We start from the raw sequence: 16,134 nt of genomic DNA, 5'->3' as shown, positions 1-16,134 counted from the left end.
GAATAAAATTTACGATAGAGAAAGAATATGAAATTTAGTGAATTATGGGTGCGTGAATGGGTAAATCCTGCCATTAGCACTGAACAATTATGTGATCAAATTACTATGCTCGGCTTGGAAGTTGATGGCGTTGAGCCAGTGGCTGGAGCATTTTCAGGTGTTGTGGTGGGTGAAGTGGTGGAATGCGCTCAACACCCCGACGCAGATAAATTACGCGTAACCAAAGTGAATGTAGGCGGTGATCGTTTGTTAGACATCGTCTGCGGTGCACCAAATTGCCGTCAAGGCTTAAAAGTGGCTTGTGCGGTAGAAGGGGCAGTGCTACCGGGTGATTTTAAAATTAAGAAAACCAAATTGCGTGGGCAACCCTCTGAAGGAATGCTGTGTTCATTTAGCGAACTAGGGATTTCTGACGATCACAACGGCATTATTGAATTGCCTGCTGACGCACCAGTGGGAACAGATTTGCGTGAATATTTGCAATTAAATGATAACAGCATTGAAATCAGTTTAACGCCAAATCGTGCGGACTGTTTAAGCATTGCGGGGATTGCGCGTGAAGTGGGCGTGGTAAATCAAGCGGCAGTGAATGCCCCTGTGATTGAAAGCGTGCCTGCGACCATTGCGGACAAAGTACAAATTGAGGTATTAGCCCCTGAAGCTTGCCCTCGTTATTTATTGCGTGTGGTTAAAAATGTGAACGTAAAAGCGGAAACCCCGATTTGGCTAAAAGAAAAATTACGCCGTTGCGGTATCCGCTCTATCGATCCTGTAGTGGATATTACTAACTATATTTTACTTGAACTCGGTCAGCCAATGCACGCTTTTGATGCCGCCAAAGTGGCGCAACCTGTGCAAGTGCGTATGGCGAAAGAGGGCGAAGAGCTGGTGTTATTAGACGGCACAACGGCTAAATTACAACCAAACACCCTTGTCATTGCGGATCAAAATGGGCCATTAGCAATGGCAGGTATTTTCGGCGGTGAAGCAAGTGGTGTAAACGCCGAAACCAAAGATGTCATTCTTGAAGCGGCATTTTTTGCTCCATTAGCCATTACAGGACGAGCCAGACAATACGGCTTGCATACCGATGCCTCACACCGTTTTGAGAGAGGTGTGGATTTTAATCTTCAGCATAAAGCAATGGAACGCGCAACCGCGTTATTGTTAGAAATTTGCGGTGGGGAAGCCGGTGAAATTTGCGAAGTGGTCAGCGAAGCTGATTTACCAAAAGTGAAACAAGTGCAATTACGCCGTGAGAAATTGGATCATTTACTCGGCCATCATATCCCAACGGAAACCGTTACAGACATTTTGCAACGCTTAGGCTTAACCGTGAGTTATGACAACGGGCTTTGGACGGCGATTTCGCCAAGCTGGCGTTTTGATATTGAAATTGAAGAAGACTTAATCGAAGAAGTGGCACGCATTTATGGTTACAACAACATTCCAAATAATGCACCATTAGCCCATTTACAAATGAAGCCAATCCCTGAACGTCTGCTTGAAATGGCGCGTGTGCGTACCGCTTTTGTGGATAGTGATTATCAAGAAGTGGTGTCTTATAGCTTTGTTGATCCTGAAGTGCAACAACTTTTACACCCAGAGCAAGAAGCGTTAATTTTACCAAATCCGATTTCGCGTGAAATGTCAGCAATGCGTGTTTCCTTGCTCCCAGGTTTATTAACCACGATTGCCTATAACCAAAACCGTCAGCAAAGTCGCGTGCGTATCTTTGAAAGCGGATTACGCTTTATTCCTGATGCGGAAGCGGAAAGTGGCGTTCGTCAAGAATATGTTATTGGTGCAGCGATTGTGGGGGATAAACGCCCTGTTCATTGGGAACAAAAAGGGGAAAACGTTGATTTCTTTGATCTTAAAGGGGATTTAGAGCGAATTTTATCCTTAACAAAAGCTGGAAATCGTTTGCGTTTTGTTGCAAAATCATACCCAGCGTTACATCCTGGGCAATCTGCTGCCATTATCCTTGATGATAAAGAAATCGGCTATATCGGTACGGTTCACCCGAAAGTGGTGCAACAATTAGGCTTATCGGGTAAACCGATTGTCTTTGAAATTGAATGGGCGCCAATTGCAGAACGCACTGTGCCTAATGCCAAAGAGATTTCTCGTTTCCCAGCGAACAAACGGGATCTTGCTATCGTCGTGGATAGTGCAACGCCAGCGGGTGATGTGCTAGAAGTTTGTCGCCAAGCAGGTGGAAAACAGCTCGTAAATGTGAGCTTGTTTGACGTGTATCAAGGGGCGAATTTACCTGCTGGTAAGAAAAGTTTGGCTATTAGCTTAACTATTCAAGATACCGAAAAAACCCTTGAAGAAAAAGAGATTAATGCGGTGATTTCTGCCGTGTTAGACGCATTAAAACAACGCTTTGATGCTTATTTGAGAGATTAAAATTATGACATTGACCAAAGTTGAACTAGCAGACAGCTTAATTGAAAAGCACAATTTAAATAAACGTGATGCCAAAGCCTTGGTGGAAAGTTTTTTTGAAGAAATTCGTGTCGCACTGGAAAACGGGCAAGAGGTAAAATTATCAGGGTTTGGTAATTTTGAATTGCGTGATAAGGCTTCTCGCCCTGGGCGTAACCCCAAAACAGGGGAAAGCGTTCCCGTTTCAGCACGCCGTGTTGTGGTGTTCAAACCCGGTCAGAAATTGCGTTCTCGTGTAGAAAAATCACAGCCAAAAGGCTAAGATTATTCTATTTTTCTAAAGCTATCCTACATTGGATAGCTTTTTCCCCTATTTCATTTTTATAGGTAATCAATGCGTTTAGCAAAAGTGATATTGATGACGCTTGGAATAAGCGTTTTGGCCGCTTGTTCTGGATCATCACCTCATTCAGTTTCAACAAGTTCAAGTCGAGGCATTAATTATCAAGGCAAGCTTGATGATCAAATTATGGCAATTACGCTATTAAGCGAACAGCAACGAGAATGGCGAGGCACGCCTTATCGCTTAGGTGGACAAAGTCGCAGAGGGATTGATTGTTCAGCTTTCGTGCAAAAAACCTTTCTTGAGCGTTTTAATATTCATTTACCTCGCACTACAAAAGAGCAGGTTCAACAAGGCGTAAAAGTGGCTAAAAAGGATATTCAAACAGGCGATCTTGTGTTCTTCAAAACAGGACGCGGGCCAAATGGCTACCACGTTGGGATTTATGTGAAAGATGGCCAATTCCTCCACGCCTCAACCAAAGGTGGCGTGATTTATTCTTCCCTAAACAGCCCGTATTGGACAAAAACTTACTGGCAGGCTCGCCGTATATGAAAATAGTATGCTAAATAAAAGTATGGTGTAATAATTATAAAATAGAATAGTTCTGAATTATTTTATATCAAAGTTCTATTTTCATTATCTTCGGATTCTAAAATTTTATTTTGAAGTGATTCAGTTATAAAAGTGGACATAATGTCCACTTTTATTTTTAGTTACCAAACATAGTTAAACATTAATTGAGCTACTACGTTTTCAATATTTTTTCCTTTTTGATGCCCTATATAGGTAGAAATGGATTGTTTTTTGGCAAGATCAAATTCAGCTCCTAAGCCAATATAACGTGCCGAACCACTGATATGTGCATCCAATGTATTTTCATCAATTTCAATTCGATTGCTATTTTTGATATCCCAGCGATATGAAACATCAATATAAGGTTTAAATGTAGTAGATTTTCCTTTATTATCTATATGTAATCCTAATCGAGAGCCGATATGGACATCCGCATAAGTTATTCCTTTATGTTTAATTCGTGTCCTACCTAAATTGTAAGTAGCTGAATTTTCTTTGTATGCACGAACTCCTGAATACGGCATTATAAATAGTGTTGCATTGGTATAGTGATAACCGATTTTACTTTCTATGCCTGTACCAAAGGTATGATATTTACCTTCAAATACCTGTTCGCTATTGAATGAACTAATATCCATTTTTTTTCTTGAGAAGTTTAACCATCCTTGAGCATCTATAAATATACCGTTAGATAAGATTTGAGAGGCATAAACTTTTGCACCATAAGATTGCATCTTTCCTTCATTTAAACCATCTTTGAGTTTACTATCAGCTAATAGAATAGAGGCACCGATGAGAAATTTTTTATTTTCCTTAATGAATAATTTATCAGCTCCAAAGATAAATCCATTATCTTCTATACGAAGAGTAGTATTATATGATGAGTTTAAACGTTGTGATTGATGGATAGGTTTGAAATAGAGACTGTTTTGATTATATTGATTAGTTCGAAATTCTTGGGGTCTATCTTGGTTATAATATAAACTCATTGTTGCATAACTAGTATTAGATAAAGAATTTGCAGCATATGCTGTATTGGATAAACGTACAGGAACATAGTAATACCCTCCATATTCTTTTCCAAGTTCCTCTTTTGAATAATATTTCACTCTATAAGTATATAAACCTTTTTCCATAATAGGTTTATTGTCATTTACAGTTAGACTCGGTGTATCTGCCCCTAGATAATAAATGAGTGGTTCGCTTCCGTAAAGTCCTCGGGCATTAGCCTGACCTTCATCTTGTAAAAGAACATTACCACTTGCCGAAGTGGCGATTTGAAAATATTGATCATTTGTATCCGAGTTTAAAATAATTACACCATCATCAGAGGTAAATTTATCTACAACTAATCCATTCTTACCATTGGGATTATTGCTATGATTAAAATCGAGTATTCCTCCATTTCGTAAATTTATTATACTTGCGGTAGAGCTAAGCATAATTTTGTTTCCTGAGGATGAAAATAAAGAACTCGTTTTATTTTTTAATGCATTTTTAAATTGTGTCCATTCCCCTTCAGTTGCAGTACCTTGCTTTAATTTAGAAATTAAATCACCTGAGCCATTTCCGCCGAGCAGAGAAATCAAATATTCATTTTCTTTGGCAGCTAAAATAAATAATCGAGAGTTTTGATAATCTATACTATCGATAATTTTCTTGAATGCTTCTTCTCCAGAACGGGAAAAACTGGTTTGCCATATATACAATTTTGCTCCGTCTAACACATTCACAGTTAAATTACCAGATAACGTTCCCAAAGTGCGTTCTCAGTTAAATTAACGGTTAAATTGGATTGATTAGCTAGTCGAACAAAGGAATTCCATTTTGCTTGTTTTCCTTTAATATCAACACTATTATTTCCTGTATAAGATGTAACACTCGCCGTCCAATTTTTGGGGGCGGAAGTTCCGTCTAATTTTAAATTTCCGCCATTTAAATACCAAGCGTTAAATTGACCGTTATAATAATCAGTATTTCCACTTGGTATGGCGACATTATCGTTACCTTGTGCCATTGTTAGTTGGCTGATTGTTAAAGCACAGCATAATGCAATTGCTGATTTCTTAAAGCACATTAGAGTCCCCTTATTGTCTTTGATAGATTTAGATATTTAATAGTCAAAATACTCAGGTATTCTACCCCCCCCAACATAAATAATCAAGTATAAAAATACCTCTTTAGGATGGTATTTTTAATCAAGGTAATGATAAAAAGAAAAATATAGAAGAGATAAAAGTAGACTTTTATATAAATAAAAAGTGCGGTGGAAAATTTTTGATTTTTTCACCGCACTTTATTTTTCTATTCTTTTATTCAGCTTTTTATCTAACCCACTTCCCTAAACGCAATCATTTCATTTTGGGTGAAATCGGTTTGTGCGTCTTCATCTTGAAATAATGGGGTAGTAGGCAGATCTTGTTTATCGAAAGCAATATCGCCTTCAATGCCTTCTAAGGTTTGCCCGCGTTGAAGATCTTTGAAATTAAACAAATTTTTATCGCATAAATGGGATGGGACAATATTTTGCATTGCACTGAACATTGTTTCGATACGCCCTGGGTATTGGCGATCCCATTTTTGCAACATTTCTTTCACCACTTGGCGTTGTAAATTGGGTTGTGAGCCACAGAGATTACAAGGAATAATCGGGAATTGTTTCGCAATGGCATATTTTTCAATGTCTTTTTCTTTGCAATATGCCAAAGGGCGGATCACAATTTGCTTGCCGTCATCACTGATTAATTTGGGTGGCATTGATTTCAGCTTGCCGCCGTAGAACATATTTAAAAATAAGGTTTCCAACATATCATCACGATGATGCCCAAGGGCGATTTTGGTTGCGCCAAGTTCTGTGGCTGTGCGGTATAAAATTCCACGTCTTAGCCGTGAGCAAAGGGAGCAGGTGGTTTTTCCCTCTGGGATTTTTTCTTTTACAATCCCATAGGTATTTTCCTCGACGATTTTATAATCTACGCCGATACTGGCTAAATATTCAGGTAAAACCTGTTCGGGAAAGCCTGGTTGTTTTTGATCTAAATTCACTGCCACAATATCAAAATGAATTGGGGCGTTAAGGCGTAAATTAAGCAAAATATCCAGTAACGTATAGCTATCTTTACCGCCAGATAGACACACCATTACTTTATCGCCATCTTCAATCATATTGAAATCGGCGATTGCCTCGCCCACGTTACGGCGTAAGCGTTTTTGTAACTTGTTGAAATTATAGATTTGTTTTTTGGTTTTCTCTTGCTGAGAAGCTAAATTTTCGCTCATTTTTTACTATTTCATCATATTAATTAGAAAAACCTGCGTATAGTAAGGGGTAATCGGATTTTTTCCAATAGGCATTATGCGGGTTTTAAAGGGAAGCGTAAAAAACGTAGTAAATTTAGACCGCACTTTGGTTTTCCACAGCATAAAAAATGGGGCAAAAAAAACGATCTACAAGATCGGGAAAAAATCCTGTATAATCAAGCCAATTTTTGTCTAATTTTTATTTGCTTGTGAGAAAACACAATGCTTGAAACATCACAAACAATCCCTGAATTGGTTTCTTGGGCGAGGGAGCGGGAGTTTTCTCTCAGCCTGCCTACAGAGCGTTTAGCCTTTTTGCTTGCCATCGCGATTTATAATAATGAACGCTTAGATGGCGAAATGCTCGAAACGGATTTAGTGGATATTTTTCGTCATATCGCCTCAGCCTTTGAGCAATCTTCAGACAATATCGCCACCAAAGCCAACAATGCCATTAATGAATTGGTGAAACAGCGTTTTCTTAACCGTTTTAGCAGTGAATTTACTGAGGGGCTAGCGATTTACCGTTTAACGCCGCTTGGGGTTGGGGTATCCGATTATTATATCCGTCAGCGTGAATTTTCTGCCTTACGCCTTTCTGTGCAGTTAGCCATTGTGGCTGATGAAATCCAAAGTGCTTCAGAGGCAGCCGAGCAAGGTGGCGATGAACATCATTGGCGGCGTAATGTGTTTGCTCCGTTGAAATTTTCGGTGGCGGAGATTTTTGACAGTATCGATCTTTCTCAGCGAATTATGGATGAAAATCAGCAAAGCATTAAAGAAGAAATCGCTGAATTATTAACCAAAGATTGGCAGGCGGCGATTTCAAGCTGTGAACGTTTACTTGATGAAACCTCAAATAATTTACGAGAGTTGCAAGATACGCTCAATTCTGCTGGTGATAAGCTCCAAGCCCAATTATTACGCATTCAAGATTCGCTGATCGGTCAAGAAAATTTATCCTTTATCGATCAACTGATTACGGATTTACAAGCCAAATTAGACCGCATCATTAGCTGGGGGCAGCAATCCATTGATTTATGGATTGGCTACGATCGCCACGTGCATAAGTTTATTCGTACCGCCATTGATATGGATAAAAACCGCGTATTCTCTCAGCGTTTACGCCAATCTATTCAACATTATTTTGATAGCCCTTGGTATTTATGGACAGCCCAAGCCGAACGTTTGGTGGATTTGCGTGATGAAGAATTAGTCTTGCGTGAAGAAGATGCCCTTGGGGAATTGCCTGAGGAATTGCAATACGAAAGTTTAGCCGATTTGCACGAACAAATTGTCGAGCATATGCAAAACTTGCTGATCGCTTATCGTGAAAACCGTCGCCCGATTAATCTCAGTGAGGTGCTTAGAACTCAACTGGAAAACTATCCGCTCGCCCGTCATTTTGATGTCGCTCGCATTATTGTGGATCAAGCGGTGCGATTGGGAATGGCAAGTGGCGATTTAAGCGGGGTTTATCCGCAATGGGAAGCCATTAACCAACAAGGGGCAGAAGTGCAAGCCCATCAAATTGACGAATATAACTAAATCTAATTAAGAGAACCAACAATGACAGAGCCATTACAAGAGATACTTTCCGTAAAACAAGCCCAAGCCATTGCTAATCCACTTTTTCCTGTGGTGGATAGCCAGTTGCGTGCGGGGCGACATATTAGTCTGGAGCAATTAGACAATCACGCCTTTTTGATGGATTTTCAGCACGAACTGGATCATTTTTACCGCCGTTATAATGTGGAATTAATTCGTGCACCTGAGGGCTTTTTTTATTTGCGTCCCAAAGCGACCACGCTGATTGCACGTTCTGTCCTTTCAGAATTAGAAATGTTGGTGGGGAAAGTGTTGTGCTATTTGTATTTAAGCCCTGAACGCCTTGCTCAGCAAGGGATTTTCAGCACGCAAGAAGTGTATGATGAATTGTTAAATCTCGCCGATGAAAACAAATTGCTCAAGGCGGTTAATCAACGTTCTTCGGGATCAGATTTGGATAAGCAAAAACTTGCCGAGAAAGTGCGTGCAGCATTAAATCGCTTACGCCGTTTGGGTATGATTTCAACTGTGGGCGAACAACATAGCGGTAAATTTGTCATTTCTGAAGCGGTGTTTCGCTTTGGGGCAGAAGTGCGTGCAGGTGATGACCCAATGGAAGCCCAATTACGTTTGATCCGCGAGGGAGAAGCGGCAACGCCACAGTCTTTACAAGAAGAGAAAAGTGCGGTGCTAAAAAATGACGAATTTGAAGAAATTGATGAAGAAGGGGAAGAATAATGTCGAAGGAATTTGAATTAGAAAATGATGATTTAACCCTTGTCGATCAAGAAACAGAACAGGTAGAAAACGCACAAGAAAGCCTTGTCGCCACCTCACAAAGCGTTGAACGAGGAAAATTCCGCTCCCTTACCCTGATTAACTGGAACGGTTTTTTCGCCCGCACTTTTGATTTAGACGAACTCGTTACCACCTTATCAGGGGGAAACGGGGCAGGGAAATCCACCACAATGGCAGGTTTTGTTACTGCACTGATTCCTGATTTAACCCTTTTACATTTCCGCAACACCACCGAAGCGGGAGCGACCTCAGGCTCGCGGGATAAAGGGCTACACGGGAAATTAAAACCAGGTGTGTGTTATGCGGTGTTAGATGCGGTGAACTCACGTCATCAACGTGTTTTAGTGGGGGCAAGACTGCAACAAGTGGCTGGACGCGATAAAAAAGTGGACATTAAAACCTTTTCTATTCAAGGTTTACCGCTGTCTGTTACCCCAACCGCCGTGTTTACCGAAACTGTCAATGAACGCCAAGCACGCGTGCTAACGCTCAATGAATTAAAAGAGAAAATGGAAGCCGAAGGCGGGCAATTTAAGCAATATCATTCCATCACCGATTATCACGGAATGATGTTTGATCTCGGTATTATCCCGAAACGATTACGCTCTTCATCAGATCGAAGCAAGTTTTATAAATTGATCGAAGCTTCCCTTTACGGGGGGATTTCCAGTGCGATCACCCGTTCTTTGCGTGATTACTTATTGCCCGAAAATTTGGGCGTGCGTAAAGCCTTCCAAGATATGGAAAGTGCGTTGCGTGAGAACCGAATGACCCTTGAAGCCATTAAGGTTACCCAATCCGATCGTGATTTGTTTAAACATCTCATCACCGAAACCACAAACTATGTGGCATCGGACTATATGCGTAATGCCAACGAACGCCGTGGCAATGTGGAATCGGCATTGGCTCATCGTAAAGAATGGTATTTAGCCAAATCTGAACGGGATTTATCACAACATCGTTTAGTGGATTTCAGCCGCGAATTGGCAGAACTCAATGACAATGAGCAAACCTTAGAGGTGGATCACCAAAGTGCGGTGGATCATCTCAATTTAGTGTTAAATGCACTACGTCATCAAGAAAAAATTTCCCGTTATCAAGAGGACGTGGAAAGTTTACGCGAAAAATTAGAAGAACAAAAATTTGTTGTGGAAGAGGCGAGTGAACAACAGGAAGAAAGCCAAGCCCAATTAGAGCAGTATGAGCAAGAAGTGGATCAACTGCGTGGGCAACTAGCGGACTATCAACAAGCCCTCGATGCCCAACAAACTCGCGGTTTGCAATATCAACAAGCCATTCAGGCTCTTGAAAAAGCGAAAACCCTTTGCGGTTTAGCGGATCTTTCCACTAAAAACGTGGAAGATTACCACGCCGAATTTGCTGCACAGGCAGAGGAACTCACCAACAAGGTCTTAGAGCTAGAACAAAAAATGTCTATCTCTGAAATGGCAAAATCGCAATTTGACAAAGCCTATCAACTGGTTTGTCAAATTGCAGGTGAAATGCCTCGCTCGGCGGCGTGGGAAAGTGCGAAAGCCTTATTGCGTGAATATCCAAGCCAAAAAGTGCAAGCTCAGCAAACGCCTCAACTGCGTAGCAAATTGCACGAATTAGAGCAACGTTATCAACAACAACAAAGTGCGGTGCGTTTATTAAGAGAATTTAATCAACGTGCGGAATTGCAACTGGAAAATGCGGACGACATTGAAGCCTACTACGCTGAGCAAGAAAATTTGGTCGAAGAACTCAATGAAGAATTGTCTGAACAAGTTGAACAGCGTTCAACATTACGCCAAAAACGCGAGCAATTAAACGCCCGTTATAACGAGAATGCCACTAAAGCTCCAGCGTGGCTGACCGCACAATCTGCCTTAGAGCGTTTGCAAGAGCAAAGCCATTCCCGCTTTGAAGACAGCAAAGATGTAATGAATTTTATGCAATCGCTGTTAGTAAAAGAGCGTGAATTGACGATTAAACGGGATCAGCTTGAGCAAAAACGCCAGCAACTTGATGAGCAAATTTCGCGTTTAAATCAGCCCGATGGCTCGGAAGATCCGCGTTTGAATGTGCTTGCTGAGCGGTTTGGCGGTGTGTTGCTTTCTGAGCTTTATGATGATGTGCCGATTGATGACGCACCTTATTTCTCGGCATTATATGGCCCCGCTCGCCACGCCATTGTGGTGCGTGATCTGGAAGCGGTGAAAGCCCAATTAGCTCAACTTGATGATTGCCCTGATGATTTGTATCTGATTGAGGGCGATCCAAGTGCTTTTGATGACAATGTGTTATCCGCACAGGAATTAGAATTAGGCGTAGTGGTTCAGGTTTCCGATCGTCAATTACGCTATTCTAAATTCCCTGAAATTCCGTTATTTGGGCGAGCCGCACGGGAAAAACGCCTTGAGCAATTACACATTGAGCGTGATGAAATCTCAGAACAATACGCAGAATGTGCTTTTGATGTGCAAAAATGCCAGCGTTTACACGAACATTTCAGCCAGTTTGTGGGCTTACATCTTGCTTTAGCGTTCCAGCCAAATCCTGAAGAATTAATGGCAGAAATTCGCCGTGAACAAACGGAAATTGAGCGGGAATTAGGGCAGTTTAGCAGCACCGAGCAACAACTTCGTATTAAGTTAGACGGGGCAAAAGAAAAATTACAGCTACTCAATAAACTCATTCCGCAATTAAATTTACTTGATGATGAAAGTTTAATCGATCGCATTGAAGAATGTCGTGAGCAGTTGGATTTAGCGGAGCAAGACGAACATTTCATTCGTCAATATGGCGTTACATTGTCACAGCTTGAGCCAATTGCCAATACTTTACAGAGCGATCCCGAAAATTATGAGCGGTTAAAAGCGGAATACGATCACGCGGTTACTCAGCAAAAACAAGTGCAAATGCGAGTTTTTGCCCTGGCAGATGTGGCACAACGCAAAGCCCATTTTGATTATAAAGACAGCGTACAATCAGAAACCTCCGAGCTAAACGAACAGTTGCGTCAGCGTTTAGAGCAAGTACAGCAACAGCGTGAACAACAGCGTGAACAAGTGCGGCAAAAACAAATTCGTTTTGCTCAATACAACCAAGTGTACATTGAATTACGCAGCTCTTATGAAGAAAAAAATAAGGTGCTTAATGAACTGTTGGAAGAAATCAGTCAGCTTGGCGTACGTGCTGATGAAGGGGCAGAGCAACGTGCTCAAGCCCGCCGTGATGAGCTTTCGCAACAGCTTTCAACCGTGCGTAACCGCCGCCGCTATTTAGAAAAACAATTAACGCTTATCGAAAGTGAAAGTGAAAATCTGAACCGCCGTATTCGCAAAGCGGAGCGTGATTACAAAACACAGCGTGAGCTTGTGGTGGCAATGAAAGCAAGCTGGTGCGTAGTGTTGCGTTTATCTCGTAATAGTGATGTGGAAAAACGCTTGAACCGCCGTGAATTGGCGTATCTTTCTGCTGATGAATTGCGTTCAATGTCAGATAAAGCTCTTGGGGCATTGCGAACCGCGGTGGCGGATAATGAATATCTGCGTGATGCCTTGCGTTCATCGGAAGACAATCGCAAGCCTGAAAATAAAGTGCGGTTCTTTATTGCGGTGTATCAGCATTTGCGTGAGCGGATTCGCCAAGACATCATCAAAACAGAAGATCCGATTGATGCCATTGAGCAAATGGAAATTGAGCTTTCTCGTTTAACTGCAGAATTGATAAGTCGCGAGAAAAAATTGGCGATCAGATCCGAAAGCGTGGCGAATATTATGCGAAAAACCATTCAACGTGAGCAAAATCGCATTCGTATGCTGAACCAAGGGCTGCAAAATATCGCCTTTGGACAAGTGAAATCCGTGCGTTTAGTGGTGAATATTCGCGATACCCACGCAATGTTGCTTGATGCCTTGTCGGGCCATCAAGAAGAATATCAAGATCTGTTTAGTGATAATCGCATTACGTTCTCGGAAGCCATTGCGAAGCTGTATCAGCGATTAAATCCGCATATTGATATGGGGCAACGTACCGCCCAAACCATCGGCGAAGAGTTGCTTGACTACCGTAATTACCTCGATCTTGAAGTGGAAGTATTCCGTGGTGCAGACGGTTGGTTGCGTGCGGAAAGTGGTGCATTATCCACCGGGGAAGCCATCGGTACGGGTATGTCAATCTTGCTAATGGTGGTGCAAAGTTGGGAAGAAGAAAGCCGCCGTATTCGTGGTAAAGATATCGTGCCTTGTCGCTTGCTATTCCTTGACGAAGCGGCACGTTTAGATGGCAAATCCATCTCCACCTTATTTGAGCTTTGCTCTCGCTTGGATATGCAATTACTCATTGCTGCCCCTGAAAATATCAGCCCAGAGAAAGGGACAACCTATAAACTGGTGCGGAAAATTTCAGGCAACCAAGAGCAAGTTCACGTTGTCGGCTTGCGAGGCTTTGGTGTAAACGCCTAACTTAATCAAAGTGCGGTATAAAAATCTCTTATTTTTCGACCGCACTTTATTTCTCCTTCTGAATTTACGGAGCAAAAATGCATTATTTGTTTCTTGCTATTCTTTGTAGTGTTGCTGTTTCCGTATTGTTGAAAACAGCGAGAAGGTTTAATGTTGCAATTGAGCAATCTATTGCCTTTAATTATGTGGTTGCACTACTATTAAGCTATTTTTTACTGATACCTAATTTTCAAGGGCTGAGTTTTACTGATTTTATTATTCAAAATGAAAATAGCGGAATTTTTCTCGCTCTCGGGTTGTTATTACCGAGTATTTTTCTCATTATGTCAAAAGCAGTGGAACTTACGGGTATTGTGCGTGCTGATGCCGCTCAACGCTTATCGCTTTTTCTTCCTATTTTATCCGCTTTTATTTTGTTTGATGAAACACTTAATTTAGCCCGAGTTATCAGCCTTATTTTGGCCTTTTCCGCATTATTTTGTTTGATCAAAAAGCCTCGCGGACAAAATCAGCTTTCTATCAAGGGTGGGTTGAGTTTATTAAGTGTATGGCTAGGTTACGGTATGATTGATATTTTATTCAAACAAACTGCTAAAATGGGTAATGCCTTTCCTACAACTTTATTTATCGCCTTTACAATAGCAATGTGTGTAATGTTTGTATTTTTATTAATAAAACGTACGCAATGGCATTTATCAAGTTTGCTCGCCGGCATCATATTAGGTAGTTTGAATTTTATGAATATTCTATTTTATATTCGAGCACATCAATTCTTTAACCAAAACCCAACATTTGTTTTTGCTGGAATGAATATTGGTGTAATCTGCCTTGGTGCAATTATCGGCGTGGTTATATTTAAAGAAAAAATAAGTAAAATCAATGGGGTAGGCATAGTGCTTGGTATTTTAGCTATCCTCAGCCTATTTTATTTAGAACCTTTTTTAGCAAGGTAAGACAATGAAAGATGATTTCAGCTTTTTTATTTATGATTACGAAAGTTTCGGCATCAATCCCGCGACGGATCGCCCCGCACAGTTTGCGGGCATTCGTACCGATAAAGATTTCAACATTATTGGCGAGCCTGTGATGTTTTATTGCAAGCAAACCAATGATTATTTGCCCTCGCCCAGTGCGGTGATGGTAACGGGAATTACGCCGCAAGAATGCAATGAAAAAGGCTTATCCGAACCCGAATTTGCTCAACGCATTTTGCAAGAATTTTCCGTGCCGAACACCTGCGTAATGGGGTTTAATAATATTCGTTACGATGACGAAATGACCCGCTATACTTTTTACCGCAACTTTATTGATCCCTATGAATATAGCTGGAAAAACGGCAATTCTCGCTGGGATCTATTGGATTTGGTGCGGGCTTGTTATGCTTTGCGTCCTGAGGGAATAAATTGGGTTTATGATGACGCAAGAATGCCTTCATTCCGCTTGGAAAATCTCACCAAAGCCAATGGAATAGAGCATAGCAATGCACACGATGCAATGGCTGATGTGTATGCCACCATTGAAATGGCGAAGCTGATTAAGCAAAAACAACCGAGATTGTTCCAGTTTTTCTTTGAGCATCGCGATAAAAAATCCCTTGAAGCAATGATTGATACGGCGACGATGACCCCCTTAGTTCACGTTTCAGGAATGTTGGGAAATTATCGCGGCAATACCACTTGGATCGCCCCGCTTGCGTGGCACCCAACCAATAAAAATGCGGTGATTGTGTGTGATTTGGATAGCAATATCGAGGATTTACTGAGTAAAAGTGCGGTCGAATTACAGCAACATTTATACACGAAAAAATCCGAACTCGAACAGCAAGGGATTTTACCTGTTCCGTTAAAATTGGTGCATATTAATAAATGCCCAATTCTTGCCCCCGCGAAAACCTTATTACCTGAAAATGCTCAGCGTTTAGGCATTGATCGCCAGCGTTGTTTGGATAATCTCGCGAAATTGCGTGCAAATACGGAAATTCGCGATAAAGTGCTACAAATTTTTACTGACGAGCGGGTATTTGAGTCAAGTGATAATGTGGAAACGGAATTATACAGTGGCTTTTTTGGCATTAATGATAAAAACAATATGGCGATTTTGCGTGATTTACCGCCTGAAAAACTCTCAGAACACAATCTAACATTCCAAGATAAGCGGGTAGAGGCGTTGTTATTCCATTACCGTGCGCGACATTTTTATAAAACTTTGAGCAGAGCAGAGCAGGTGCGATGGGATAAATACCGCCGTAACAAGTTAGAAAAAAGTGCGGTGCAATTTGAGCAAGAATTACAAAACCTTGTGGAAGAAAACCAAAATCACCCTGAAAAATTGGCATTGTTGCAGCAAATTTATGAATATGGAGTGAAGTTATTAGGCTAAATTTGTGATGACGTAACAAATAAATCAATTTGACAACGCGAGTTTAAAAATCGAGTACATTGGTAACTCGATTTTTTTATTTTTTGCGTAGCGTTATCGTTCTACGTTGTGCAATCATTTTATAGTCGTTTAAGTTCAAAATAAAAGACAACGCTTTGATCCGCAGACAGTACAGCAAGGCGATGTAACGCCGTATTATTTTGAAATCAAACGACTATAGTTAAAGGCAAGGCAATCTTCCTTATATGCAAGAGAAGGCAACATAACCCAATGTAAAGTGTGGTGCTAAAAACAAGCATTTTTTAACACCGCACTTTTATTGAGCTAAGCGTAACGCCAAAGCCT

Annotated in this window: 11 protein-coding genes; 8 read left to right on the top strand and 3 right to left on the bottom strand. The window is 41.1% G+C overall.

Translation table 11 applies throughout. The annotated features are described in order from the left end of the window. Positions 1-27: 27 nt before the first annotated feature. The 3 genes from pheT (at position 28) to HBL79_RS05420 (ending at position 3,292) form a co-directional block, all read left to right on the top strand. Positions 28-2,415 carry a phenylalanine--tRNA ligase subunit beta gene (gene pheT, locus HBL79_RS05430; protein ID WP_035684601.1) on the top strand — a complete coding sequence of 796 codons (2,388 nt, stop codon included), beginning with the start codon at positions 28-30 and terminating at the stop codon, positions 2,413-2,415. Between the two features lie 4 nt (positions 2,416-2,419). Next, the gene (locus HBL79_RS05425) at positions 2,420-2,716 is read left to right on the top strand and encodes an integration host factor subunit alpha (RefSeq protein ID WP_035684604.1); all 297 of its coding nucleotides are present in this window, start codon (positions 2,420-2,422) and stop codon (positions 2,714-2,716) included. A 72-nt stretch (positions 2,717-2,788) separates the two neighbouring features. After that, complete coding sequence (locus tag HBL79_RS05420) at positions 2,789-3,292, top strand: NlpC/P60 family protein (protein ID WP_035684605.1); 504 nt, start codon at positions 2,789-2,791, stop codon at positions 3,290-3,292. 161 nt (positions 3,293-3,453) lie between these two features. Here HBL79_RS05420 and HBL79_RS05415 read toward each other — a convergent pair whose 3' ends face one another. From HBL79_RS05415 to ttcA, 3 genes are all read right to left on the bottom strand, one after another. Then, positions 3,454-5,073 (bottom strand): autotransporter outer membrane beta-barrel domain-containing protein, encoded by a 1,620-nt coding sequence (locus HBL79_RS05415; RefSeq protein ID WP_046097399.1) that lies wholly within the window; start codon positions 5,071-5,073, stop codon positions 3,454-3,456. Further along, complete coding sequence (locus tag HBL79_RS05410; protein WP_046097398.1) at positions 5,049-5,390, bottom strand: hypothetical protein; 342 nt, start codon at positions 5,388-5,390, stop codon at positions 5,049-5,051. Before HBL79_RS05410 ends, HBL79_RS05415 begins: the two co-directional genes overlap by 25 nt. 251 nt (positions 5,391-5,641) lie before the next feature. Beyond that, on the bottom strand, positions 5,642-6,592 hold the full coding sequence (gene ttcA / locus HBL79_RS05405) for a tRNA 2-thiocytidine(32) synthetase TtcA (protein ID WP_035684611.1): 951 nt from the start codon (positions 6,590-6,592) through the stop codon (positions 5,642-5,644). A 243-nt stretch (positions 6,593-6,835) separates the two neighbouring features. Between ttcA and mukF the strand changes: the two genes are divergently transcribed. From mukF to sbcB, 5 genes are all read left to right on the top strand, one after another. Further along, a complete protein-coding gene (mukF, locus tag HBL79_RS05400) occupies positions 6,836-8,161 on the top strand; it encodes a chromosome partition protein MukF (RefSeq protein ID WP_035684613.1) in 1,326 nt (441 codons plus the stop codon). A 21-nt stretch (positions 8,162-8,182) separates the two neighbouring features. Continuing rightward, positions 8,183-8,899: a chromosome partition protein MukE gene (gene mukE, locus HBL79_RS05395; RefSeq protein ID WP_035684615.1), complete on the top strand. Its 717-nt coding sequence runs from the start codon at positions 8,183-8,185 to the stop codon at positions 8,897-8,899. Then, complete coding sequence (mukB, locus tag HBL79_RS05390) at positions 8,899-13,410, top strand: chromosome partition protein MukB (protein WP_035684617.1); 4,512 nt, start codon at positions 8,899-8,901, stop codon at positions 13,408-13,410. Before mukE ends, mukB begins: the two co-directional genes overlap by 1 nt. A gap of 77 nt (positions 13,411-13,487) precedes the next feature. Beyond that, on the top strand, positions 13,488-14,363 hold the full coding sequence (locus HBL79_RS05385) for a DMT family transporter (RefSeq protein WP_035684619.1): 876 nt from the start codon (positions 13,488-13,490) through the stop codon (positions 14,361-14,363). 4 nt (positions 14,364-14,367) lie between these two features. Next, positions 14,368-15,789, top strand: a complete 1,422-nt coding sequence (gene sbcB, locus HBL79_RS05380) for an exodeoxyribonuclease I (RefSeq protein WP_035684621.1) — start codon at positions 14,368-14,370, stop codon at positions 15,787-15,789. The last annotated feature ends 345 nt before the right edge of the window (positions 15,790-16,134 follow it).

Origin of the sequence: Avibacterium paragallinarum, from assembly GCF_011765605.1 — a bacterium.
In the GTDB taxonomy this organism is placed as follows: Bacteria; Pseudomonadota; Gammaproteobacteria; order Enterobacterales; family Pasteurellaceae; genus Avibacterium; species Avibacterium paragallinarum.
Note: the sequence above shows the minus strand (reverse complement) of the source record. Positions and strands in the feature narration are given on the sequence as shown.